This is a genomic window from Microcella daejeonensis (genome assembly GCF_026625045.1).
Classification (GTDB): Bacteria; Actinomycetota; Actinomycetes; order Actinomycetales; family Microbacteriaceae; genus Microcella; species Microcella daejeonensis.
Map to the genome: position 1 here is coordinate 2688220 of NZ_CP113089.1, position 22111 is coordinate 2710330.

A 22111-nucleotide genomic window follows, 5' to 3' on the forward strand; every position below is an offset into this window, starting at 1 on the left:
TTCATCGCAGGCCGCCGCCGATGCCGCGCGCGGGGCCGGAGGGAGCATCGTGCACGAGGTCATCTGCCCGCACTGCGGACGAGCGTTCACGATCGACGAGGCCGGCTACGCCGACATCGTGAAGCAGGTGCGCGACCGCGAGTTCGATAAGGCCCTGCACGACCAGCTCGCGCTCGCCGAGCGGGAGAAGGCGGCGGCGCTTGAGCTCGCCGAGGCGCGCGCCGCCAGCGAGCTCGAGCGGGCCGCGGCCGCGAAGCAGGCCGAGATCGAGCGGCTCAAGGCCGACATCTCGGCGGCCGACGTCGCGCGTCAGCTCGCCATCAGCGAAGCCCTCGCGGCCGCCGCCGCGGAGCGCGAGACGGCTCTCGCCGCGGCGAACGCCGAGCGGGAGAAGGCCGCCGCGCAGCTCGCCCAGCAGGCGGCCGAGAAGACCGCCGAGGTCGAGCGGCTGAAGGCCGAGCTCTCGGCGGGCGAGCTCGCAAAGCAGCTCGCCGTCTCGGAGGCGGTCGGCGCCGTCGAGCGGGAGCGCGACCGGCTCGCCCTCGAGCTCGAGCAGCGCAAGTCGGAGCAGCAGGCCCGCGAGGTCGCCCTCAAGGAGCAGCACGGCACCGAGGTCGCCCTGCTCAACGAGGCCATCGCCGTGCACAAGGACTTCAAAGCGCGTCTGTCGACGAAGATGGTCGGCGAGACCCTCGAGCAGCACTGCGAGATCGAGTTCAACCGCATGCGCTCGGCCGCGTTCCCCAACGCCTACTTCGAGAAGGACAACGACGCCTCCTCCGGCAGCAAGGGCGACTACGTCTTCCGCGACCGCGATACGACCGGCGTCGAGTACGTGTCGATCATGTTCGAGATGAAGAACGAGAGCGATACGACCGCGACGAGGAAGCGCAACGAGGACTTCTTCAAGGAGCTCGACAAGGACAGGAACGAGAAGGGCTGCGAGTACGCGGTGCTCGTGAGCCTGCTCGAGCCCGAGAGCGAGCTCTACAACGGCGGCATCGTCGACGTCTCGCACCGGTTCCCCAAGATGTACGTGGTGCGCCCGCAGTTCTTCATCCCGATCATCACGCTGCTGCGCAACGCGGCCGCCAGCACCATCGCGGTGCGCGGAGAGCTCGCGCGCATCCGGGAGCAGAACGTCGACATCACCGATTTCGAGGCGAGGCTGACGACCTTCAAGACCGGCTTCGCCCGCAACTACGACCTCGCGTCGAACCAGTTCCAGGAGGCGATCAAGCGCATCGACGAGGCGATCAAGGATCTCGAGAAGACCAAGGAGAACCTGCTGAAGTCGTCGAACAACCTGCGGCTCGCGAACGACAAGGCCGACTCGCTGACCATCAAGTCGCTGACGCGCGGCAACCCGACGATGCAGCAGCGCTTCGCCGAGCTCGACGCCGCGGAGGAGCCCGCCTAGGCCGTCGCGCGGGCAACCGCATCACGTCACGAGACGGGATACCCACCTCGGCAACTCGCGGCGCCGGAGCTGTCGCAGGATCTCCGGACCTTCCAGCGCCGCCCAGTGAGCGTCCCCGGGCGGTCCGTCAGCCCACGATCGGTCAGATGCAGGGGCCACGACCGCCGACCACCCGCACGAGCAGACGAGGAGACCGCGTCCCGGCGGCGTCCCCCGACGCGCTTGATCCTCGCCGGACGCGAACGAGACTCGGTGATCGCGATACACGAGATGCCGCACCTCGAGCACGACCACGACGTCAGAACGGACCTCGAGAACCCGCTGCCCGGCGGGAGAGATGACGATGCCCGTCGAGTCGTGCTCGGCGAGCCCCCTCGTCACCAGCTCCTTCACTCCCGACAGCGGCATGTCGTTGTCGAGTCGATGAGTCGGCGACGGCCAGGAGGCGGTCCCCGACCTGGAGTCGTCGTCGGTCGTCGGTGTTGGCGGGATCACATCCCGCGCCGGTCCGAACCGGTCGAGCATCCATAGGTTCTCGACGCTCGCGGCCGTGGTGTGCCACTCTCCTACCATCGACGGCTCGGCCCACCGCGCGACGATGGTGGAGAACTCAGCAGGCGTGCGGAAGCTCAGGTGAGCGGGAGGTCGATGGGCGAGAGCGTCTCGCGATCGCAGGGCCCTCGCTCCCGCCGACGTGACGTCGGCGACGGGGATCACCGGAGCTCCGGTGACGGGATCGACGACGGGCGACACGGAGATGAGTCGACGCCGGAGCAGTGAGAGCGCGGCCGTGCTGAGTCCGGGAACGTTGGACGAGCGCGCGGCGCTGACCCCCACCCTCGTCGCACCCTCTACCGGGAAGAAGGTGCCGTCACCCTCCGAGACGCACCAGAGTGCGCGCCACTCCAAGCTCGTCATCGACGCGCGGCCGGAGAGGAGCAGCCGTTCGGCGAGCGGCGTCACGCGGAGGGGCGGAAGCGCGCCTCCGCGGCCGCGGCCACGGCATCCACATCGACGGCGCCCGTCGCGGTCGAGAGGATGCGCTCGGCGAGGCGCTTCGGCCACGTCACCTCGACCGTGCGCACGACGAACGAGCCGCCGAAGAGCGGCCAGTCGGCGTCGACGAAGCACAGCGCCGTCCTGATCGGATTGCCGGGCACGGCGTCGCAGATGCGCGCCGCCTGCCCGAGCACGCTCTCGACGAGCGCAGATTTATCGCGCCCGCCCACGATGAGGGATTCGGTGCGCGGGCGGATGAGGCCGCCGTCGACCCGCAGCTCGGGTCGTCCGCTGTACCGCTTGGCGTCGATCACCCAGACCGCTCCGGGCGTGATGACGATGTGGTCGATGTTGGCGCGCGATCGCGGGATGCGCCGGTCGTGCAGAACCCGGATGGAGTCGGAGGCGATCGCGTCGAGCGCCGCGCCCACGCGCTGCTCCCCCACTGCTCCGACGCTCCAGGCGCGCGTGCCCTGCCGCTCGGGCGTGAGCGCGACCGCGAGGCCGCCGAGCCTGCCCCACTGGCCGCGGATGCGCTGCTCGTCCTGCGCACGACGGCGCTCGTACTCGCGTCGGGCGGAGGCGCCCGCGGCACCGGTGTCGCTCGTCATCCCTGAGCTCCGTTCTCGAGATCGCGCACGCCGCCCGCGGCACCGGAGGCGGCACCGCGCCATCGCGTGAGGAGTCCTCGCAGAGTAGGGCCGGCGCGGCGATGCGGCATCCCCCAGTGCGGGGGTGGGGGGGGCCGGGATGCCCGCCCGCCGTCAGACCCGCGCGCGACGCCGCGCGACCGCTGCCGCGACCCCGCGCCATCCGACCAGCAGCACGAGCAGCACGAGCGCCGTCACCACGACGAACGCGATCTGCACCCCCTGGCCGGAGACCGCGCGCAACGCCATCCCGCCGACGACGGTGAGGGCCCAGACGGGAAGGCCCGTGCGCACCGGCGACGCCGGGGCGCGCCAGGCGCGGCTCGCGAGCCATCCGGCCCCGAGGGCGAGCAGGAAGGGCCAGGCCGTCTGGGCGAGACCCGCCAGCACGTCGTCGGCGTGGCTCGCCCGGCCGACGGCGGCGAAGAGCAGCACGAGCAGGGCATCCAGCAGGAGGAAGGCGAGGGGAGCCCCGGGAGCGCGACGCGACGGCATGCCGTCAGGGTACGGGGCGGAATTCTCGGCCCGCTCCAAGCCGATCGGGAACGGTTGCACCCCCGCGGCTGTTGTCATGAGCACGACGACTCGACCCGCCGCTGCCAGCGCCGGCGCCGAACGTCGATCGACGTAAGGAGCAGACATGACCACCGAGTACCGCGCCACCCCCGAGGCCATCGCCCGCCTCACCCCCATGCAGCGCAAGGTGACGCAGAACGACGGCACCGAGCCCGCGTTCCGCAACGAGTACCACGACCTCAAGGACGCCGGCATCTACGTCGACGTCGTCTCGGGCCAGCCGCTGTTCTCCTCCCTCGACAAGTACGACAGCGGCACCGGATGGCCGAGTTTCACCAAGCCGCTCTCCCCCGACGCCGTGACGACGAAGAGCGATCGCATGCTCTGGATGGTGCGCACCGAGGTGCGCTCCTCCGGCGCCGACAGCCACCTGGGCCACGTGTTCGACGACGGCCCGCGCGACGCCGGAGGGCAGCGCTACTGCATGAACTCCGCGGCCCTGCGGTTCGTGCCGGTGGCCGAGCTCGAGGCTCAGGGATACGGTGCCTACCGGGCGCTGTTCGACTCGAGCTCCGACGCGACGGCCTGAGCCGTGCATCCCTTCTTCGCCCGCCTCACCCGCGGCCTCACCCGCCGCGCCCAGCCCGCCCCATCCAGCAGAGGAGACCGCACCATGACCGACACCGGCAGCATCACCCGCACCCCCGGCACCGAGACCGCCGTGCTCGCCGGCGGCTGCTTCTGGGGCATGGAGGATCTCATCCGCCGCCAGCCCGGGATCCTCGGCACACGCGTCGGCTACACCGGCGGCGAGAACGCGAACGCGACCTACCGCAATCACCCCGGCCACGCCGAGGCCGTCGAGATCGTCTTCGATCCCACGAAGACGACGTACCGCGACGTGCTCGCGTTCTTCTTCCAGATCCACGACCCCTCGACGCTCAACCGCCAGGGCAACGACGTCGGCACGAGCTACCGCTCGGCGATCTTCCCGCTCAGCCCCGAGCAGGAGCGCGTCGCGCGCGAGACCATCGCCGACGTCGACGCCTCGGGCCTCTGGCCGAACAAGGCCGTCACCACCATCGAGCCCGAGGGCCCGTTCTGGGAGGCCGAGGAGGAGCACCAGGACTACCTGCTGAAGTACCCCAACGGCTACACCTGCCACTTCCCCCGCGCGGGATGGGTGCTGCCGAAGCGCGACGAGGTCGCGGCGAGCTAGCCTGCCGCCATGCGCTCGAGCCCGGCAGGAGCCGCGTGGTCGATCGACGATCCCGTCGAGACCCCGCGGCTCCTGCTGCGTCCGCACCGGGCGACCGACGTCGATGACCTGCTGGTCTTCCACTCAGACCCCGAGGTCACGCGCTTCCTCCCCTGGCCGGTGCGGGATCGCGCGGCGGTCGCCGAGACCCTGCAGACCAAGCTCACGCAGCACCGCGCCGCGGCCGACGGCGACTGGCTCGTGCTCGCCATCGAAGTGCGCGAGTCCGGTCGCGTCATCGGCGAGGTCCTGCTGAAGCGCGATCCCCGGGTCGCCGAACTCGGGTTCGCGCTCAGCCGCGCGCACTGGGGCATGGGCTACGGCTCCGAGGCCGCGCGGGCGATGCTCGATCTCGGCCGCCGTTTCGGGGTTGCTGCCTTCACCGCGGTGGCGGACCCCCGCAACACCGCATCCGCCCGGCTGCTTGTCGGGCTCGGCTTCGTCCCGGCCGGTCGGAGCGAGCGCAACGGGCTGGAGCTGCAGGTCTTCCGACTCGACGATCCCGCCCCCACGATTGTCGGCACGGAGGACGGCCGATGACCGACGAGTGGCGCTCGGTCATCGCAGTTCTCGCGAACGATGAGGGGCGCCGGATGCTCGCTCGCCTCATCCTCGGCGAGAGCCTCGACTCCGCAACCGCGGAGCTCTCCGTCGGCCGCCGAGAGAAGGTCGTCCGCTCGCTCGAGCGCAGCGGCCTGCTCGATGACCACTCGGGAGCCCTGCGCGAGCAGCGCTTCCGCGAGCTGCTCGAGGCGGCACCCGCACCGCGCGCCACCGGGGTCGAGCGCTACCTCGACGGCGAGCGCATCCGCCAGTGGCCCGCCCGCCCCGCCGACCGGCTTGCGTTGCTGCGCTGGGTCGCGACGCGTGCGCTCGCGGCGGGCGAGGTCGTCGACGAACGCACGATGAACGAGCGGCTCGCACGCGTCAGCGACGACACGGCCCTGCTGCGGCGGTACCTCGTCGACCACGGGCTCGTGGAGCGGCGGGCCGACGGGTCGCAGTACGCCCTCGTCGCCGATCGCGGCGCCCTCGAGAATCTCGTCAGAGAACGACTCGCCGGCTACGACCCGCTCGGGGAGCTGGTCGCCGACCGTCGTCGCGACGACGCACGCGACGACGGTCTGCCCGACGCTCGGCCGTGATGGTCGACCTCTCCGCCACGCCCGCCTTCCTGCACGGCGAACCCACTGCAGGCCACTGAGAGCCGCAGCCGCTCAGGCAAGCCCCGCATCCAGCACGATGCGCGCGACGTGCACGCGGTTCGCGACCTCCAGCTTGGTGAACAGGCTGCCGACGTGGGTCTTGACCGTCGCGACGCCCATGAAGAGCTCGGCGGCGATCTCGGCCGTCGAGAGCCCGCGGGCGACGGCGATCGCCACCTCGCGCTCGCGGTCGGTGAGCCGCTCGAGCAGCGCGACCGCGCGCGTGCGCCGCGCATCCGACCCGCCGCTCACGGCCGCGATGAGCTGCGAGGTCACGCTCGGGGAGAGGATCGGCTCCCCCGCCGCCACGCGCCGGATCGCGCTGACGAGGTCGGCCGGCGGCGTGTCCTTGAGCAGGAAGCCCGCCGCCCCGCGCCGCAGCGCCGTCAGCACCAGCTCGTCGGTGTCGAAGGTCGTCAGCACGATCACCCGGGCGCGGTCGCCGCGGCGGGTCAGCTCCGCGGTCGCCTCGAGGCCGTCGAGCACGGGCATCCGGATATCCATGAGCACCACGTGCGGCGATGCGGCGGTGATCATCGTCAGCGCCTCCCGACCGTCGGAGGCCTCCCCCACGATCTCGATCGACGGATCCCCGCCGAGGATCATCCGCAGGCCCGCGCGCACGAGCGCGTCGTCGTCCACGATCGCGACCCTCGTCGTCATCGCCACGGCAGACTCGCCCTCAGAACGAAGCGACCGCCCCGGTCGACTTCGTGGGTCAGGATGCCCCCCGCGAGCTCGGCGCGCTCGCGCAGGCCCATCAGGCCGTCGCCGCCGCCCCGGGCGTCACTGGCCTCGGCCGCGTACCGCGACGCCGGGTCGCAGGGGTTGCGGATCATGAGGAGCAGCCGGTCGTCCTCCCTCTCGACGGAGAGCGTCACCGGCGCGCCCGCCGCGTGCTTGCGCGCGTTGGTCAGGCCCTCCTGGATGATGCGGAACGCCGTGCGCGACAGCGACTCCGATAGTCCCGGCAGCGCGAGCCCGCCATCCGGGTCGGCGTCGTCGCGCAGAGTCGTCGACTCCAGCGTCACCTCGACTCCCGCCTCCTCCGAGTCGACGAGCAGCGCGGGCAGGGAGGCCAGCGTCGGCTGCGGGGGTTCCACGCCCGGGCTCTCCGCGGTGGTCCGCAGCACGCCGAGGATCTGCCGCAGCTCCGTCAGCGCCAGCTGCGCGTTGGTCTGGATGATCGTCGCGGCCTCCGCGGTCTGCTCGCGGTCGAGGTCGGTGCGGTAGGCGAGGGCGCCGGCGTGCAGGCTCACGAGGGAGATGCGGTGCGCGAGCGCATCGTGCATCTCCCGGGCGATGCGGGTGCGCTCCGACTCCCGCGCCGACGACACCCGCAGCGACTGCTCCCGCTCCGCGTTCTCGGCCCGTTCGCGCAGCGACGAGAGCAGATCCCGGCGAGCGCCGATGTAGAAGCCGGTCGAGACGCAGGCGGCGTAGACGGCGACAGCGAGGCCGACGAGGATCCACGCCGACTCGGGAGCGGGATCCATGGCTGCGGCGTCGTACTGGAGCAGGGCATCCGAGAGAACCGACACCGCCACCCACACCGCACCGCACACGACCACCGGGCGCCACCGACGATGCGTGCTCATCGACACGATCGCGAACAGGGCGGCGCCGACGGCAGCACTGGATACCCCGGTGAGCGCCGTGACGACGACGGCGACGAGCAGCGGGCGACGGTGCCGCAGGGGCAGCAGGGCGAGGGCGACGATGCCGAGCAGAGGGTCGAGAGTCAGGAGGATGACGGAACGTACCCCCTCGATCACGACTCCGCCGCCCGTCTCGCCGAGATCGGAGGTCGCCACCACGCCGGCCCACGTCACCGCACCGATGAGGGCGGCGAGCAGGTAGCGCCAGACGCGCGACCACGTGCCGACGGCGGGGGCTGCCGTGCTCTGGGTGACCGTCACGGGGTCACTGTATTCGTCTGCTGCGCGCCGCGGCTCCCCCGGGGGTCGCGACCGCCTCCCCCGAACGGTGGAGCAGGTCGAGACCGGGCGCCGACGCGCTCGAGGCCGCCGTCGAGAATCGTAGACCGCATGATCACTGCAACCCATCTCACCAAGCGCTACCGCTCGACGGCGGCCGTGGACGACGTCTCGTTCACCGCGCAGCCCGGGCGCATCACCGGATTCCTCGGCCCGAACGGCGCCGGCAAGTCCACGACCATGCGCATGCTGGTCGGGCTGGCCGCCCCCACCTCGGGCAGCAGCACCATCCTGGGCGTGCCGTTCCGGCAGCTCGACAACCCGGGCCGCCACGTCGGCGTGCTCCTCGATGCCGGAGCGCAGCATCCCGGCCGCACGGGGCGCGAGGTGCTCGCGCTCTCCGCCCACCTCATGGGCCTCGGCCCGGGCCGGGCCGACGAGGCGCTCGACCTCGTCGGGCTGACCGCGAAGGAGGGGCGCGGACGCGTGCGGGGCTACTCGCTCGGCATGCGCCAGCGGCTGGGACTCGCGCACGCGCTGCTCGGCGACCCCGCCGTGCTCATCCTCGATGAGCCCTCCAACGGGCTCGACCCGGCCGGCATCCGATGGATGCGCGACATCCTCACCGGTTTCGCCGCGTCCGGCGGCACCGTCCTGCTCTCCTCGCACCTGCTGCGGGAGGTCGAGGCCGTCGCCGACGATCTCGTCATCATCGGCAAGGGCTCGATCCTCGCCCAGGGCAGCGCCGCCGAGCTGCTCTCGGGCACCGGCACGCAGGTACGCAGCCTCGACGACGCGACGCTGCAGCGCGTGCTCGAAGGGGCGGGATTCGAGGTGACGCCCGGAACGGACGGGCTCACCACCACCGCCACCGTCGACGACGTCGGCCGGCTCGCGCTCGCCTCCGGCGTGGCCGTCATCGACCTGCGCCCCGCCGCCACCACCGGCCTCGAGGAACTGTTCTTCACCATGACCGCCCAGCACGGGCGAGAGGATGTGCCCGCATGACCACCCGCGACACCACCCGTACCGCCAGCATCCCCCGGCCCAGCACCGCGGCCGCACCCCCGACGGGCATCCCGTTCATGCGTCTCGCCGCCGTCGAACTGCGCAAGCAGCTCGACACGCGCGCCGGCACGTGGCTGCTCGTCGCGATCGCTCTCATCAGCGGCGCCCTGATCGCGCTGAGCGTGGTCACCAGCGAGCGAGGCACCCTCACCTGGACCTCCCTGGTCTCGTCGGCGTCGGTCGGGCAGCTCACCCTGCTGCCCCTCATCGGCGTGATGGCGGCGACGAGCGAGTGGTCGGCCCGCACGGCGCTGACGACGTTCACGCTCGAGCCGCGTCGCCTGCGGGTGACCATGGCGAAGGTGTTCTCGGCGAGCGGGCTCGGCGTTCTCGTCTCGCTCGTCACGATCGCCATGAGCGCCCTGCTCAACGTCGTCGCGATCCTCGCGTTCGACGCGGACGACTCCTGGTCGGTCGACCTCGCCGTCGTGGCGGGCGTCGCCCTCACCGTCGTGCTGCTCGTCATGCAGGGCGTCGCGTTCGGTCTCGCCTTCCTCAGCACGCCGATCGCGATCGTCGCCTACCTCGCGCTGCCCTCCGTCTGGTCGATCCTGAGCCTGACGATCGAGGCGATCCGCGAGCCGGCCGAGTGGCTCGACCTCAACAGCATGCTCGCCACCCTCTCGATGGGCGAGATGACGGCGGACAGCTGGCCGAAGCTGCTCGTCGCGCTCGCGGTCTGGATCGGGATCCCGATGGGCATCGGTCTCTGGAGGACGGCGCGGCGCGAGCCGTAGCGTCGAGATCGGTCGACGGCCTCCCGTGTGCGCACCTGCGCGCGGGAGGCCGTCGTCGTGTCCCCGGGGTGCGCGCGATGCGTCCTCCTGGCACGATCGTCGAGTGCGCACGTCCCTCGCCTCCAAGGCCGCCGCGACACTCCGCAGAACGCACTCGGTCGTCGCCGTCGCCACCGTCACGCCCAAGGGCCCGGCGACCGCGTCGATCGGCGCGGCCGACGACGCCGACTTCGAGATCGGCTCCGTCTCCAAGGCCCTCACCGGGATGCTCTACCGCGAGGCCGTCGAACTCGGCCGGGTCACCCCCTCCACGACGCTCGGGCGGTGATGCTCACGGCGCGCGACGCATCGATGGATCGCGCCGGCTTCCGACTGGTGCAGCAGCTCAGCGGGCGCTAATCGGGCGGCTACAGCGATCGGCGAGAACTTTCTTCATGTCGTGCCGTGTCGCGCGATTGGCCCGCGCAATACTGAGCGAACAACCCAAACGGAGGGACGCATCAGTGGCTGATTCAACGGAGATCACGACGACGAAGTCTGCAACTACCGGTTCCTCCGGCTCAGAGCTTCCCGAGGACTTTCAAGAACGGGTCTTCCAGGCCATCGCTGTGCAGCGGCCGGTCGTGACCGCCTTCATCAAGGAAGTCCGCCGCAAGAATTCCACCGCCACCCCGGCACAGGTGATGAAGTCAATCGAATCGCAGTACGTCGCCACCACCACGATCGCAAGCGCCGCGGTGGGAGCCTCGGCGAGCATCCCGGCGGTGGGTATTCCCGTCGCTATCGGCCTCGGCGTCGCGGACCTGATTTTCTTCTACGAGACGACAGCCCTGTTCGCGCTCTGCATGGCGGAACTTCGCGGCATCCCCATCGAAGATCCAGAACGGGCGAAGGCGCTCGTCCTGGGCGCACTGCTCGGCGAGAAGCGGAAGAGCAAGATCACCGAACTGGTGCTCGGAGCGCTGCCGGCCGGTGCGACCATCTCAGGCGCGCGCGCTGTCGCGAACGTGGCCGGCAGCGGCGGTGGCACGAAGTGGGGCGACCTGCTCGCGCAGCAACTCCCTGATTCCGCCCTCGTACCGGTGACGATGGTTCTCGCGAAGCAGGCGATCGCTCAAGGCGCGGTCATGGGCGGCGTGAAGATCAGCTCCAAGGCAATTCCCGTGATCGGGGCCGTTGCGGGTGGGGCGACGAGCTTCTACTTCGGCAGTGCAGTCGTCAAGGCGTGCCGGAACGGCTTCTCCGAACCTGCCAGCGAGTGGCCGGAGTGGCTCGAACTTGTGGACGCGGATGGCGATGGGATTCCCGACCCGCCCAAGGCTGTGATCGCGATGCGGGCAGCGTCCGACTCCGCCAAAGATTTCGGCGAGGAGGTCTGGAGCAAGGTCAATATCGGTGCCGATTACTTCCGCAGGGTCGACATCGACGGCGACGGCATCCCAGACGAAGCGCGAGCGTTGACGGCGGTAAAGGACGCGGGCGCGGCGATCGGTGACGCCACCACTGGGGCAGCGAAGGCTGTCGGTGGAGCCGCTACAGGCGCGGCAACTTTCGTCGGGGGCGCTGCCAAGGGTGCGGCGGACTCTGTTGTGGGGCTGTTCAAACGCGGGAGGAAGCCCGACAATACGTCGGCTTCGGACGAGTCGCCCGTTGATCTGGCCGATCCTACGAACTAGGCCGAGAACTAGACCAGGTCGTCGTCGTCCGCCTCGTCCCGCTGCCCGTCCTCGCCGTGCTGCCGCGCCGACACCGGCCGCTCGCCGATGGCGGTGCCCGGCGGGCGCCCCGACCCGGGTGCGTGCTTCTCGCGCTCGGCGACGAGCCAGTCGGGACGGTCATCCAGTAGCGCGGTGATCTCGGCCGTGGTCATCGAATCGCTGACTCCCCCGCGGGCGAGCGCCGAGTTCGAGACCCCGAGACGGCGCGAGACTTCGTCGCGGGGGTGCGGGCCCTCCTTGCGCAGCGTGCGCAGCCACTCGGGCGGGTTCTCCTGCAGCTCCTGCAGGGCATCCCGCGAGATCTGCTGCGACTGGAACTCCTCCGGCGTCGCCGGCAGGAACACCCCGAGCTTCTTGGCGGCCGTCGCCGCACTCAGCATCTGCGGCTTCTTGGGCTTCGGCTGCTGGCGGTTGTCCTCACGCGGCGCATCGGTCATGCACCCGAGCGTAGCGACCCGGCGGGCCCCTCGACCCCGCCGAGTAGCCTGAGCCCATGCCCGATCCCCTCGCCGTCGCCTTCGTCACCGGCGTCACGCCCGGCAAGTGGCAGCGCATCTGGCGCGATCGCCGCCCCCGCGGCCGCCTCGACCTCGCCCCCATGACGCAGGCCGCCGCGCTCGCCGCTCTCGAGGCCGGCACGGTGCACATGGTGCTCGCGCGCGACGTCGCCGCCGACGACGACCGGCACGCCATCCCGCTCTACCGCGAGGCGCCCGTCGTCGTCGCCCCCAAGGGCTCGCTCGTCGCCGGCCTCGACAGCGTCACCCTCGACGAGCTGCACTCCCTCGACGACGTGACCGTCCAGCCCATCGACCTCGAGAACGGCACCGGTGAGGATGCTGTCGCCCTCGTCGCCGCGAACGTCGGCGTCTGCGTCATGCCCCAGTCGGTCGCGCGGGTCCTATCGCGCAAGGACGTGGTCGCCCGCCCGCTCGTCGGCGCGCCGGATACCGGCATCTCGCTCGTCTGGCCCGCGGTCGGGGCGCACCCCCTGTGCGACGAGTTCATCGGCATCGTGCGGGGCCGCACGGCGAACAGCTCGCGCTGAGCGACCCGGCGCGGAGCCCGAGAAGCGCTTACGATCTGAGAATGGCCCAGGTCGACGCTGCCGAGACCCCCGCAGACCCTTCGTGGCCGAAGTGGCGCACCCGAGCGCTCGCGGTCGGGGGCGCCGTCGTCACGGCGGGGCTCGTGGCGATCGCGGCGTTCGGGGTCGGCGTCGTGACAGACCTCATCGCGTGGATCCGCGATCCGATCAGGGTCAACTTCGACCTCCCCGCAACCTGGACGGCGATCCCGGACAGCTACCCCGGCGAACCGCCGCTCACCAGCCTGCCCCGCATCATCCTCAGCGCTGATGGCACCGCCGAGGTCCGAGACCTGCCTACCGGAAGCCTCGGCGAGCGAGACGGCGCCCTGTGCTTCGAGAACGAGGGCACGTACACGGGTCCCGCCGCCTGGGCCGCCACTGAGGGAGGACGACTGCGGATCGAGAGCGACGACGTCACGATCCTCTGGGCGGAGACGGGCTTCTTCGGTTCTCTCTACTGGACGGAGCTGCGACTCGCGGAATGCGGGACCGACCCGTTGATCATGCTCGGCGGGCCTCCGTATCGCTGATGGCGCCGACGGTCAGTTGCCTCGCTCTCGGTGGTCGAGCCGCGCCGCCACCGCGTCGATGCGGCGCTGCAGGAACCGGCGCTCGGCGTCGGAGGGCGCGAGCTCGAGCGCGCGGCGGTAGTGCGGCAGGGCATCCCCGATGCTGCCTCGGCGGCGCAGCAGGTCGGCGCGCGTCGCGTGCAGCAGGTGGTACTCGGCGAGGCGGGCGTCGAGCGCGTCGAGGAGCGCGAGCCCCGCATCCGGCCCCTGCGAGAGCGCGACGGCGATCGCCCGGTTGAGGTCGATGACGGGCGAGGGGGCGACGCGGCCGAGCTCGGCGTAGAGCTCGGCGATGCGCGCGAAATCTGTTGCGGCAGCCGTCGGAGCGGTGGCGTGCTCGGCGGCGATCCGGGCCTGCAGCAGGAAGGGGCCCGGGGCGGCGGTGAGGGGCTCGAGGGCGCGCTCGGCTGCCGCGAGCATCCCGATGCCCTCGGCGATCGCGGCGGCGTCCCACCGCGCGCGGTCCTGATCCTCGAGCAGCACCAGGTCGCCGGCGCCGTCGAGGCGGGTCGCCGCGCGCGAGTGCTGGAAGAGCTCGAGCGCGAGCAGGGCGAGCACCTCGGGCCAGCCCGGCATGAGCGTCGCGATGAGCCGGGTGAGGCGGATCGCCTCCTCGGCGAGGGCGGGCCGCACGAGGTCGGTGCCGCTTCCGGAGGAGTAGCCCTCGGTGAAGAGCAGGTAGAGCACGGCGAGCACTCCGGCGGTGCGCTCCGGCAGCAGGTGCGCCGGCGGCACGCGATACGGGATGCCCGCCCCGCGGATCCTCGCCCGCGCCCGCACCAGCCGCTTCTGCATCGACGCCTCGCTCACGAGGAACACGTGCGCGGTCTCGGCGACGCTCAACCCCAGCACGGTTCGGAGCGTGAGGGCCACGCGCGACTTCAGCGCGAGGGCGGGGTGGCAGCAGGTGAAGATCAGGCGCAGGCGGTCGTCGTCGATCGCGTCGGTCGGCATCGTCGGCTCCTCCTCCCCCTGGCTCTCAAGCTCGGCCTCGACCGCGTGCCGGGGCGCGGCGCGACGGTCGGCGTCGGCCTTCCGGATCGCATCGACCGCGAGGTTCCGCGCCACGGTCGAGAGCCACGCACCGGGATTGTCGGGGATGCCCCGCTCGGGCCAGACGGCGAGGGCTCGGGCGAGGGCGTCCTGCACGCAGTCCTCGGCGAGATCCCAGTCTCCGGTGAGGCGGATGAGCGTGGAGACCACGCGCAGGCGCTCGGATGCCGCGACCGAGGCGACGGCTCGGGCCGCCTCGGTCGCGGCGTCACCGGGCGTGAGACCGGTCATCCCGCGCCGTCGGATCGGTCGCTCACTCGAACGGCCACACCGGCCGCACCTCGACGCGGCCGAAGCGGGCCATCGGGTGGGCGGCGGCGATCTCGAGCGCTTCGTCGAGGTCGGCGACGTCGATGAGGTCGAAGCCGGCGATCCACTCCTTCGACTCGGTGAAGGGGCCGTCGGTGAGGATCGTCCTCCCCTCCCGCACCGTCACGGTCGTCGCGTCGGAGGGCGGGCGGAGGCGGTTGCCGACGCGCGAGGCTCCGCGGGCGTCGAGATCGGCCGACCACTCCTCGATGTTGTCCTCCTCGGGCACGTAGGTCGGGGCGTCGGGGTCGCTGACGATGAGCAGCAGGTACTCCATGGTGATCTCCTTCGATCAGTTCGGGTCGGATGCGTGCACGAGGCGGCGCACCTCGACGGGCGAGTAGCGGGTCTCGGCGAATCGGCCGGCGATCTCGACGGCGCGATCCTGGTCCACGACGTCGACGATGTAGTAGCCGCCGACGTACTCGGTGCCCTCGGTGAACGGGCCGCGCGAGACGACCGGAGCGCCCCCGTGATGACCGATGACGGCGACGTTCTCGAGGTCGAGCTCGTTCGTGTCGACGAACTCGCCCGAGCGCATCAGCTCGTCGATGACGGCGCCGTGCGCCTGCTCGAGTTCGGCGCTGCGCCCGTCGGCCCAGGCGGCCTCAGCCGATTCGTTCGAGTGGATGAGGATCATGAAGCGCATGGATGCTCCGCCTTCCGTCGGGGTCGATTACACCAGTACGACGAAGCAGCGGCCGGCGGGAGGACACATGCCGCGGAATCCGCTCACCGCAGCCGTGCCGGCTACAGCCAACCCCGCTCCTCCGCCATCCGCGTCGCCTGCTGCCGGGTCTGCACCCCGAGCTTCGTCAGCACCGACGAGATGTGGTTGCGCACGGTGCCCGGCGCGAGCAGCAGCGACCGCGCGATCTGCCCCGTCGTCTGCCCCTGCGCCCCGGCGCGCAGCACGTCGAGCTCGCGATCGGTCAACGGCGAGCGCTCATCGGTGAGGGCGTCGGCCGCGATCTCGGGGTCGACGTAGCGGGCGCCCGCCGCCACCTTGCGGATGACCGCCGCGACCTCGTCGGCCCCGCGCGACTTCGGCAGGAACCCGGCGACGCCCGAGGCGAGCGCCCGCCGCAGCACTCCGGGGCGGGCGTGCCGCGTCACGATCACGCAGCGCGTCGCCGTCGTGCGCTTCAGCCGCTCGGCGACCTCGACGCCGTCGAGGTGCGGCATCTCCAAGTCGAGCAGGCACACGTCGGGCAGCAGCCGTTGCGCTTCTTCCAGCGCCTCGCGCCCGTCCGCGCACTCGGCGACGACGTCGATGTCGTCCTCCAGGCGCAGCAGGGCCGCGAGGGCCGATCGGATCATCCCCTCGTCGTCGGCTAGCAGCACCCGGATCACGACGCGACCCCCGGCACGGTCATCGTCACCGAGAACTCACCCGTGTCGCGCGTCACCTCGAGCGTGCCCCCGGCGTCCTCCGCCCGACGCTGCAGGCCCTCCAGGCCCGCTCCCCCGCCGTCGTGATGATCGACGGGATGCCCGCCCGCATCATTCGCGATGCGATACCGCCACGACCCGCCCTCGCGGGTCAGCGACAGCCGAGCCCACTCGCCGCCGCCGTGCCGCAGCACGTTCGTCGTCGTCTCCCGCACGACCGGGCCGAGAACATCGGCCGGCGCCGCGTCGCAGTCGCCATCTACCTCGACGGTCGCATCCGTGCCCGCCGCCCGCAGCAGGTCGACGGCGTTCGCCAGCTCGTCGCGCAGCGACGTCGACCGGAACCGCAGCGCCAGATCCCGCGTGCCCTGCCGCGCATCGTCGACGCTGCCCCGCGCCGCGCGCAGCTGCTCCAGCGCCGCCGAGGGGTCGCGCTCCATCAGCCGCTCCGCGAGCTCCAGCTGCAGCGCGATCACCTGCAGGTGATGCCCCTGCAGGTCGTGCACGTCGGTCGCGACGCGCAACCTCTCCTGCGTGGCCGCCAGACGCGCCTCGGAGAGCCTCGCGCGATCGAGGGTCACGAGCACATCCCACCACCACAGCGAGAGCACGGTCGCCGCCGGGATCACCACCGAGTACCCGATGAGCAGCGTCGGCAGGCCCTCGAACCCGTTCTGCACGTCGAAGGCGAGGCGGGCATCCAGCGCGCTCACGCCCACCAGCAGCAGCGTCGCCGCCGCCGTCACCCGCCACCGCACGCCCGGCGGCCAGGTGAGCAGCATCGCCGACTGCACGAGCGGCATGACCGCGATGAGCCAGAGGCCCGACAGTATGCCCGCCAGCACTCCCACGGCGACCGCCACCAGAAGCGGCACGAGCCACCGCGCACGCCGCACGACACCGTGGTCGCTGCGGCGATCGCGGTAGTCGAGCAGCAGCACGAAGGTCGACGCCCACCAGAGAAGACCGGCGATGAACACCGGCAGGTAGGTCGCCCGCGGCAGGCCGAGGCCGACCATCGCCTCCAACCAGAGGGGCACCACCACGCCCTCGATGAACAGGATGCCGGCGACGGTGTACCACCAGGTCGCCGTGATGCTGCGGGTGACGCTCACGGCCGTCGTCTCGCTGCTCGAACCGCCGGTCGAGGGGCCCGTTCCAGACGCGGATTGGCTGATCACGGCGCCAGCCTAGACGCATGACAAATGTCACCCAGCGGGGGCGCGTAACGCCCGGAAAGCGGTGACGGAGCGACACTTACCGCCCCTGTCGCCCGCCGATGAAATGGAGGCACGAACGAAGAACCGCCGGAACTCCGGCCGACGAAAAGGAGAGAACCATGACCGCCTTCGACTTCTACCAGGACCTCATGGGTCAGGTGCCCGAGCTGGTGCAGCCCCTCGTCGTCGCCCTCGCCGGCGCCGTGCCCTTCATCGAAGGTGAGGGCGGCGCGACCATCGGAATCCTCGGCGGCATCAACCCCGTCGTGGCCGGCATCGCCGCCGCAGTCGGCAACTTCCTCGCCGTCGCCGTCATCGTGCTCCTCACCTCCGGAGCCCGGCAGGCCGTCGTCACCCGCACCCGGGCGCGCGCCACGGCGACCGTCGGCGGGGGTTCGGGCGCCTCGCTGAACGAGTCGCAGGTCACGGACGGCACCGCGGTCTCGGCGAACGACGGCAGCGCGAAGGCCAAGCGCCGCGCCAAGTTCGAGCGGGCCTTCGAGCGCTACGGCGTTCCCGGGGTGAGCCTGCTCGGCCCGCTCCTGCTGCCCACCCACTTCACCGCGTCGCTGCTCACCGCCTCCGGCGTGCGCAAGAGCCTCGTGCTCGTGTGGCAGGCCGCCGCGATCATCCTCTGGACGACCCTATTCACGGTGATCTCCACGGGTCTCGTCGGAGTGGTCGGCTGAGCGAGATGACCGGGCGCGAGCCTGGATGCACGTGGCCTGGCCCCGCGGAGTCGAGAGACTTCACGGGGCCAGAGTCGTTTCCGGCGCGAACGCCTCTACCAAGAGCTGTGCTGATCAGGATGCTGATGCCCGCGTCAGCGGGGTCGCCAGAGATGGCTGCACGACTCGGTCGGTGACTCGATCCATTGCCACGCGCCCGCTCACTCAAGCGTTGCGTTACTTACCAGGCATCAGGCATGCTGACGTCGTCGTAAGTCCCATCAGGGCATTCCACAGGGCCGGAGCTCTACAGCAGCTGGTTCAGATGTGGTCGGTTATCAAGCCGGAGCGCGTCGTTTCCTCTAACGAAGGGAGCGGCGATGCCCGCTTGCAGAAAAGTTCCGTACTCGACACCGGCCGCCGCACTCCGCGCTCTCCGGCGCATACGTCTCGCACGACCCGAGCGCGGGGAGATCGCCGTTCATCCCTGTCGCTCATGCCGGAGTTTTCATCTCACTTCCGAAGCCCGCTCGGCGCGCAACCGATGGACGACCTGACGCGCCAGTGACCGAATGTCTCCAAGAATGGCGACACGAACTTCGGCCGAGCCATAGTCACGCGCTGTGGACAGACGCGGCCTGCACTAGCTCGCTTGCCTTGAACTCGGCAGCCTCGGGGTCGAGCACGTACTCGAGGATCTCGACCGACTCCTCCTTGAGAGCTTCGAGAACAGCCCCCGGGGTGACCTTGAAGTATTCGCGCCGGAGGTTGACCTTGTTGATCCGGTAGTCCGCGAATCGTCGATGAAGCATCGCCTCAATCCCGATCGCGTCGTCGGCGAAGAAGAGAGCATGAACGTCGAAACGGAATGGCACGGATGCATCTCCAAGTTCATTAACTCGGTCCATCGGCTCGAGCCGCCGTGTCATCCCGATCTTCACGACGTCGCCACCGAACGATCCAACGTTCGAGATCACGTAGACGTATCCGGCGCGGATGTTGGCAGCACGGTAGTCAACGTCATCGATCGCCTTGTCAACGTCGAGCAGACGTTCGCGAACGCGCTGAGCGCCGTCAAGGTCTCCCTTGGCCTCAAGAGCCGCGAGTGTCGACAGATAGTGCGCCTTCTCCTTCTCCAGCTTCTCCTTCTGCCGCTGCAGTTCCTGCTCTGCCTTCCGCTGCTCACGCAACTCCTCGCGGTGAGCACGATCCAGTTCCTTCTCACGTTGCAAGGCCTGTAGGTGCTGAGCCGCGAGGGCCAACTCCTTCATACGTAGCTGGTGAAAGTGAGGCGTGATCTTCAGATCGATCATCGTGCCCTGGCGCGCGATCTGATCGACGACCGTGTTGAGCCGCTTAGTCGCAGTCGCGAGATTCCCTGCCTTCACGGTCTTGACGCAGTTCTCTGCTTCAGCGTTGTAGGCGCGAAGTAAGAGGTTCGACATGTCAGCCACGAACTTCTTTCCCTTAGGTGCTGACCCATTGAAGGTGAAGGCACTCGTGGCTTGTGTCGCACGCTTTGACCTGACGATGTCCTTGATCTGCGAGCGAAGTGCCTCCAATTCAGCGCCGAGAAGCGTCGACGACTCTGCCGGGTGCTCATAGTCAAAGAGTCCGAACGATTGGAGCTCGACGATTGATCGCGAACTCAGAACGTCTTGCCTGATCGCGGCATGCTCCCGCTCCGCCTCTGCGATTTCTGCCTGCAACAGGTGCAGTCGATTCCTCGAATCAGAGACTTCCTTAGTGATCTTCTCCTTGAGCAGGTCTAGCTCTGCGATGTCAGCCAGACCGTGCGAGTCGATGAGCGCCTGAAGCCGATCATTCTCCGTCGCGTAAGCGATCGCCGCTTTCTTGCCCCCGAAGAAGGAGATCTTCGGCGAGCCTTTGGCTGCGGCAGGCGATTGCTGAGGCTCGGTGACGACCTGAGCCTGCTGGTCGGCGAAATGGAGCGTCCACTGTTGTCCGTCCCACCAGCGCATACGTCCCGAACCGTCGTCGTACCATCCTGCGGCTGCGTTAGACATGGTCGAAGCGTATTGACTTCTGAGAGGGGCTCGGAAGTCCCCCTCCGAGGCACAAGCCGTTCCGTTCTCTTCCACTACTACTCTCGGACTCATGACCGATGAGGCCCGCGACGCCCTCCGGGCCTTCGTCGCCGAACGTGACTGGGACCAGTTCCACACTGCCGAGAACCTCGCCAAGAGCATCGTCATCGAGGCTGGCGAGTTACTCGAGGTCTTCCAGTGGAGCGGCGACGTCGACGACGCGAGAGTGCGGGAAGAACTCGCCGACGTGCTGACCTACTGCCTGCTGCTCGCCGACAAGATCGGCGCAGACCCCCAGGCGCTCATCCTCGAGAAGCTCGCCACGACGAGAACCAAGTACCCGGCCGACAAGGCCCGCGGGCGCAGCGACAAATATGACCGGCTTTGAGATTCAGCGGGTCCCGTTCGACAAGACGGCGGTTCGCAGTTGGACGAAGAGCGACCCGAGGCACCGGAGCTGGCCAGTCGTCTATTTGATCGACGCGGAAGCCCCGAAGAAGCCCTCCTCGGGATTCAAGGACGTCTACGTCGGTGAGACGCTGAACGCCGGCGCGCGAGTGCTGCAACACCTCGACTCCCCCGGCAAACAGCATTTGACGCAGGTGCGGGTGGTGCTGGACGACACCTTCAACAAGTCCGTCTGCCTGGACCTCGAGTCTCACCTCATCCGTCTGCTCGCCGGTGACGGCACCTACCGGGTTCTCAACCGCAATGAGGGCATCACGGACTCTGCCTACTACGACCGCGAGGTGTACCGCGAGTCGTTCCGCGAGGTCTTCGACACCCTGCGAGACGAGGGTGTCTTCACCAGAAGCGTTCCGGAGATCGAGAACAGCGACCTCTTCAAACTGTCGCCCTACAAGGCCCTGACGCAGGATCAGGCGATCGCGGTCGAGGACATCGTGGAGGGACTGTTCGACGACCTCGCGAAGGGCGTCGGTGAGCTGCTCGTCGTGCAGGGCGAGCCGGGCACGGGAAAGACTGTGGTCGCCGTCTACCTGATGAAGCTGCTCGCCGATATCGCGGCATCGAAACCCGACGACGAACCGGATGCGGATTCCATTTTCGCCGACTTCTTCACGGACGATCATCGACGCGCACTGCAGGACTTCCGCGTGGGCCTGGTCGTCCCGCAGCAGTCGCTTCGGGAGAGCATCCGCCGCGTGTTCAAGCGCACGCCGGGCCTGCACCCATCGCAAGTGATGACGGCGTTCCAGGCGGGTGAGAGCGAGCAGCCGTGGGATCTGCTCATCGTCGACGAGGCTCACCGACTGAATCAGCGAGCCAACCAATCGTCGGGCGGCCAGAACAAGAAGTTCAAAGACATCACGACCACGCTCTTCGGCGCCGACGACATCACCAAGACGCAGCTCGACTGGATCCGCGCGCGTAGCCGCCACCAGATCCTCATGGTCGACCCTGAGCAGAGCGTTCGGCCGGCCGATCTGGCACCTGAGATGCTCCGCGAGCTGGTCAGCGCGGCGAAGGACGATCTCCGGCACTACCCGCTCGTCTCACAGATGCGCGTCCGCGCCGGCGAGGACTACATCGGCTGGATACGCAGCATCCTCCGTCCCGGTCCGCCCGACGTGGATGCTCCGCCGCCTGCACCTCGGACATTCCAGGACTACGACATGCAGTTCTTCGACGACATCGGCGAGATGCACGATGCGATTCGCGCTCGGGACGCGGAGCATGGCCTTGCTCGCCTCGTTGCCGGGTATGCCTGGCCGTGGGTGAGCAAGGGCTCGGCCGACGTGCATGACATCGAACTCGATGGCCGACTTCTCCGTTGGAACAGCACCGACACCGATTGGATCGCATCGCCCGGTTCTCTGGAGGAAGTCGGTTCGATCCACACGGTCCAGGGATACGACCTGAATTACGCGGGCGTGGTGATCGGTCGAGACCTTGAGTGGGATCCCAAAGCAGATCGCCTGCTAGTGAATCGAAGGAACTACTTCGATAAAAAGGGCAAGGAGAACAACCCGACGCTCGGCCGCAAGTACAGCGATGAGGAACTGCTGCGCTACATCTGCAACGTCTACGCAGTCCTGCTGACACGAGGCATTCGCGGAACCTACGTCTACGTGTGCGATGAAGGCTTGCGCGAGCGACTTACGGGTCTCCTCCCGGGTAGCTCGGCTCAGGTCAGAGACGGCAACTAGCCTGGACCTGGTCCCCGGCTCACCCAGACGCGGCGCCGCCCCGCCCCGGGCCCCTTGCGGTGCATGGGTAGCCTTGTCCGCCGGTA

The 22111-nt window shown here is 69.6% G+C and carries 26 protein-coding genes; 14 read left to right on the top strand and 12 right to left on the bottom strand.

The genetic code is table 11. The features are described 5' to 3' along the window. Positions 1 to 49 precede the first annotated feature (49 nt). Positions 50 to 1420, top strand: a complete 1371-nt coding sequence (locus tag OVN18_RS12950; RefSeq protein WP_267781177.1) for a DUF2130 domain-containing protein — start codon at positions 50 to 52, stop codon at positions 1418 to 1420. Positions 1421 to 1441: 21 nt separating this feature from the next. Here OVN18_RS12950 and OVN18_RS12955 read toward each other — a convergent pair whose 3' ends face one another. The 3 genes from OVN18_RS12955 to OVN18_RS12965 all read right to left on the bottom strand — a co-directional run bounded on the left by OVN18_RS12955 (position 1442) and on the right by OVN18_RS12965 (position 3564). Then, entirely contained in the window at positions 1442 to 2383 is a 942-nt protein-coding gene (locus OVN18_RS12955; protein ID WP_267781179.1) for a hypothetical protein, read from the bottom strand. Further along, complete coding sequence (locus tag OVN18_RS12960; protein ID WP_267781180.1) at positions 2380 to 3030, bottom strand: nuclease-related domain-containing protein; 651 nt, start codon at positions 3028 to 3030, stop codon at positions 2380 to 2382. Before OVN18_RS12960 ends, OVN18_RS12955 begins: the two co-directional genes overlap by 4 nt. A 153-nt stretch (positions 3031 to 3183) precedes the next feature. Then, entirely contained in the window at positions 3184 to 3564 is a 381-nt protein-coding gene (locus OVN18_RS12965; protein ID WP_267781182.1) for a DUF3054 domain-containing protein, read from the bottom strand. Positions 3565 to 3709: 145 nt separating this feature from the next. On the opposite strand from OVN18_RS12965, the gene msrB reads away from it, so the two are divergent. The 4 genes from msrB to OVN18_RS12985 all read left to right on the top strand — a co-directional run bounded on the left by msrB (position 3710) and on the right by OVN18_RS12985 (position 5988). Further along, positions 3710 to 4174, top strand: a complete 465-nt coding sequence (gene msrB, locus OVN18_RS12970; RefSeq protein WP_267781183.1) for a peptide-methionine (R)-S-oxide reductase MsrB — start codon at positions 3710 to 3712, stop codon at positions 4172 to 4174. An 84-nt stretch (positions 4175 to 4258) separates the two neighbouring features. Continuing rightward, positions 4259 to 4804 carry a peptide-methionine (S)-S-oxide reductase MsrA gene (gene msrA / locus OVN18_RS12975; protein WP_267781184.1) on the top strand — a complete coding sequence of 182 codons (546 nt, stop codon included), beginning with the start codon at positions 4259 to 4261 and terminating at the stop codon, positions 4802 to 4804. 9 nt (positions 4805 to 4813) lie between these two features. Next, complete coding sequence (locus OVN18_RS12980) at positions 4814 to 5383, top strand: GNAT family N-acetyltransferase (RefSeq protein ID WP_267781185.1); 570 nt, start codon at positions 4814 to 4816, stop codon at positions 5381 to 5383. Then, a complete protein-coding gene (locus OVN18_RS12985; RefSeq protein WP_267781186.1) occupies positions 5380 to 5988 on the top strand; it encodes a DUF2087 domain-containing protein in 609 nt (202 codons plus the stop codon). The genes OVN18_RS12980 and OVN18_RS12985 overlap by 4 nt, the downstream gene beginning before the upstream one ends. Positions 5989 to 6060: 72 nt before the next feature. Here the strand turns inward: OVN18_RS12985 and OVN18_RS12990 are convergent, their stop codons facing one another. Together OVN18_RS12990 and OVN18_RS12995 are read right to left on the bottom strand one after the other, a co-directional pair. Then, entirely contained in the window at positions 6061 to 6711 is a 651-nt protein-coding gene (locus OVN18_RS12990) for a response regulator (protein ID WP_267781187.1), read from the bottom strand. After that, entirely contained in the window at positions 6708 to 7967 is a 1260-nt protein-coding gene (locus tag OVN18_RS12995; protein ID WP_267781188.1) for a sensor histidine kinase, read from the bottom strand. The genes OVN18_RS12990 and OVN18_RS12995 overlap by 4 nt, the downstream gene beginning before the upstream one ends. Positions 7968 to 8096: 129 nt before the next feature. Here OVN18_RS12995 and OVN18_RS13000 point away from each other — a divergent pair, with 129 nt between their 5' ends. From OVN18_RS13000 to OVN18_RS13015, 4 genes are all read left to right on the top strand, one after another. Further along, positions 8097 to 8993 carry an ABC transporter ATP-binding protein gene (locus OVN18_RS13000; RefSeq protein ID WP_267781189.1) on the top strand — a complete coding sequence of 299 codons (897 nt, stop codon included), beginning with the start codon at positions 8097 to 8099 and terminating at the stop codon, positions 8991 to 8993. Next, the gene (locus OVN18_RS13005; RefSeq protein ID WP_267781190.1) at positions 8990 to 9790 is read left to right on the top strand and encodes an ABC transporter permease; all 801 of its coding nucleotides are present in this window, start codon (positions 8990 to 8992) and stop codon (positions 9788 to 9790) included. Before OVN18_RS13000 ends, OVN18_RS13005 begins: the two co-directional genes overlap by 4 nt. A 103-nt stretch (positions 9791 to 9893) precedes the next feature. Then, positions 9894 to 10118 (top strand): hypothetical protein, encoded by a 225-nt coding sequence (locus tag OVN18_RS13010; protein ID WP_267781191.1) that lies wholly within the window; start codon positions 9894 to 9896, stop codon positions 10116 to 10118. Positions 10119 to 10413: 295 nt separating this feature from the next. Beyond that, the gene (locus OVN18_RS13015) at positions 10414 to 11466 is read left to right on the top strand and encodes a hypothetical protein (RefSeq protein WP_267781192.1); all 1053 of its coding nucleotides are present in this window, start codon (positions 10414 to 10416) and stop codon (positions 11464 to 11466) included. An 8-nt stretch (positions 11467 to 11474) separates the two neighbouring features. On the opposite strand, the gene OVN18_RS13020 is transcribed toward OVN18_RS13015, so the two are convergent. Next, the gene (locus OVN18_RS13020; protein ID WP_324287781.1) at positions 11475 to 11945 is read right to left on the bottom strand and encodes a DUF5997 family protein; all 471 of its coding nucleotides are present in this window, start codon (positions 11943 to 11945) and stop codon (positions 11475 to 11477) included. A gap of 56 nt (positions 11946 to 12001) precedes the next feature. Here OVN18_RS13020 and OVN18_RS13025 point away from each other — a divergent pair, with 56 nt between their 5' ends. After that, positions 12002 to 12556, top strand: a complete 555-nt coding sequence (locus OVN18_RS13025; RefSeq protein WP_267781193.1) for a LysR family transcriptional regulator substrate-binding protein — start codon at positions 12002 to 12004, stop codon at positions 12554 to 12556. Positions 12557 to 12597: 41 nt separating this feature from the next. Further along, on the top strand, positions 12598 to 13128 hold the full coding sequence (locus tag OVN18_RS13030; RefSeq protein WP_267737458.1) for a hypothetical protein: 531 nt from the start codon (positions 12598 to 12600) through the stop codon (positions 13126 to 13128). A 12-nt stretch (positions 13129 to 13140) separates the two neighbouring features. Here OVN18_RS13030 and OVN18_RS13035 read toward each other — a convergent pair whose 3' ends face one another. From OVN18_RS13035 to OVN18_RS13055, 5 genes are all read right to left on the bottom strand, one after another. Further along, positions 13141 to 14451, bottom strand: a complete 1311-nt coding sequence (locus tag OVN18_RS13035; protein ID WP_267781194.1) for an RNA polymerase sigma factor — start codon at positions 14449 to 14451, stop codon at positions 13141 to 13143. A gap of 22 nt (positions 14452 to 14473) precedes the next feature. Beyond that, positions 14474 to 14806 carry a YciI family protein gene (locus OVN18_RS13040; protein WP_267781195.1) on the bottom strand — a complete coding sequence of 111 codons (333 nt, stop codon included), beginning with the start codon at positions 14804 to 14806 and terminating at the stop codon, positions 14474 to 14476. Between the two features lie 15 nt (positions 14807 to 14821). Next, a complete protein-coding gene (locus tag OVN18_RS13045; RefSeq protein WP_267781197.1) occupies positions 14822 to 15178 on the bottom strand; it encodes a YciI family protein in 357 nt (118 codons plus the stop codon). Between the two features lie 101 nt (positions 15179 to 15279). Continuing rightward, positions 15280 to 15882, bottom strand: a complete 603-nt coding sequence (locus OVN18_RS13050; RefSeq protein ID WP_267781198.1) for a response regulator transcription factor — start codon at positions 15880 to 15882, stop codon at positions 15280 to 15282. After that, on the bottom strand, positions 15879 to 17102 hold the full coding sequence (locus OVN18_RS13055; RefSeq protein WP_267781200.1) for a sensor histidine kinase: 1224 nt from the start codon (positions 17100 to 17102) through the stop codon (positions 15879 to 15881). Before OVN18_RS13055 ends, OVN18_RS13050 begins: the two co-directional genes overlap by 4 nt. 158 nt (positions 17103 to 17260) lie before the next feature. Between OVN18_RS13055 and OVN18_RS13060 the strand changes: the two genes are divergently transcribed. Next, the gene (locus tag OVN18_RS13060) at positions 17261 to 17830 is read left to right on the top strand and encodes a small multidrug efflux protein (RefSeq protein WP_267781202.1); all 570 of its coding nucleotides are present in this window, start codon (positions 17261 to 17263) and stop codon (positions 17828 to 17830) included. Positions 17831 to 18423: 593 nt separating this feature from the next. On the opposite strand, the gene OVN18_RS13065 is transcribed toward OVN18_RS13060, so the two are convergent. After that, positions 18424 to 19836: a DUF4041 domain-containing protein gene (locus OVN18_RS13065; protein ID WP_267781203.1), complete on the bottom strand. Its 1413-nt coding sequence runs from the start codon at positions 19834 to 19836 to the stop codon at positions 18424 to 18426. Between the two features lie 91 nt (positions 19837 to 19927). Here OVN18_RS13065 and OVN18_RS13070 point away from each other — a divergent pair, with 91 nt between their 5' ends. Next, positions 19928 to 20245 carry a nucleotide pyrophosphohydrolase gene (locus OVN18_RS13070; protein ID WP_267737468.1) on the top strand — a complete coding sequence of 106 codons (318 nt, stop codon included), beginning with the start codon at positions 19928 to 19930 and terminating at the stop codon, positions 20243 to 20245. Then, positions 20232 to 22025, top strand: a complete 1794-nt coding sequence (locus tag OVN18_RS13075) for a DNA/RNA helicase domain-containing protein (protein WP_267781205.1) — start codon at positions 20232 to 20234, stop codon at positions 22023 to 22025. Before OVN18_RS13070 ends, OVN18_RS13075 begins: the two co-directional genes overlap by 14 nt. Positions 22026 to 22111: the final 86 nt, after the last annotated feature.

Excerpts from the sequence above, each read along its gene's own strand:
- OVN18_RS12960 (WP_267781180.1), bottom strand. The coding sequence starts at position 3,030 with ATGACGAGCGACACCGGTGCCGCGGGCGCCTCCGCCCGACGCGAGTAC.
- OVN18_RS12965 (WP_267781182.1), bottom strand. The coding sequence starts at position 3,564 with ATGCCGTCGCGTCGCGCTCCCGGGGCTCCCCTCGCCTTCCTCCTGCTG.
- msrB (WP_267781183.1), top strand. The coding sequence starts at position 3,710 with ATGACCACCGAGTACCGCGCCACCCCCGAGGCCATCGCCCGCCTCACC.
- msrA (WP_267781184.1), top strand. The coding sequence starts at position 4,259 with ATGACCGACACCGGCAGCATCACCCGCACCCCCGGCACCGAGACCGCC.
- OVN18_RS12980 (WP_267781185.1), top strand. The coding sequence starts at position 4,814 with ATGCGCTCGAGCCCGGCAGGAGCCGCGTGGTCGATCGACGATCCCGTC.
- OVN18_RS12985 (WP_267781186.1), top strand. The coding sequence starts at position 5,380 with ATGACCGACGAGTGGCGCTCGGTCATCGCAGTTCTCGCGAACGATGAG.
- OVN18_RS12990 (WP_267781187.1), bottom strand. The coding sequence starts at position 6,711 with ATGACGACGAGGGTCGCGATCGTGGACGACGACGCGCTCGTGCGCGCG.
- OVN18_RS13000 (WP_267781189.1), top strand. The coding sequence starts at position 8,097 with ATGATCACTGCAACCCATCTCACCAAGCGCTACCGCTCGACGGCGGCC.
- OVN18_RS13005 (WP_267781190.1), top strand. The coding sequence starts at position 8,990 with ATGACCACCCGCGACACCACCCGTACCGCCAGCATCCCCCGGCCCAGC.
- OVN18_RS13020 (WP_324287781.1), bottom strand. The coding sequence starts at position 11,945 with ATGACCGATGCGCCGCGTGAGGACAACCGCCAGCAGCCGAAGCCCAAG.
- OVN18_RS13025 (WP_267781193.1), top strand. The coding sequence starts at position 12,002 with ATGCCCGATCCCCTCGCCGTCGCCTTCGTCACCGGCGTCACGCCCGGC.
- OVN18_RS13030 (WP_267737458.1), top strand. The coding sequence starts at position 12,598 with ATGGCCCAGGTCGACGCTGCCGAGACCCCCGCAGACCCTTCGTGGCCG.
- OVN18_RS13035 (WP_267781194.1), bottom strand. The coding sequence starts at position 14,451 with ATGACCGGTCTCACGCCCGGTGACGCCGCGACCGAGGCGGCCCGAGCC.
- OVN18_RS13040 (WP_267781195.1), bottom strand. The coding sequence starts at position 14,806 with ATGGAGTACCTGCTGCTCATCGTCAGCGACCCCGACGCCCCGACCTAC.
- OVN18_RS13045 (WP_267781197.1), bottom strand. The coding sequence starts at position 15,178 with ATGCGCTTCATGATCCTCATCCACTCGAACGAATCGGCTGAGGCCGCC.
- OVN18_RS13060 (WP_267781202.1), top strand. The coding sequence starts at position 17,261 with ATGACCGCCTTCGACTTCTACCAGGACCTCATGGGTCAGGTGCCCGAG.
- OVN18_RS13065 (WP_267781203.1), bottom strand. The coding sequence starts at position 19,836 with ATGTCTAACGCAGCCGCAGGATGGTACGACGACGGTTCGGGACGTATG.
- OVN18_RS13070 (WP_267737468.1), top strand. The coding sequence starts at position 19,928 with ATGACCGATGAGGCCCGCGACGCCCTCCGGGCCTTCGTCGCCGAACGT.
- OVN18_RS13075 (WP_267781205.1), top strand. The coding sequence starts at position 20,232 with ATGACCGGCTTTGAGATTCAGCGGGTCCCGTTCGACAAGACGGCGGTT.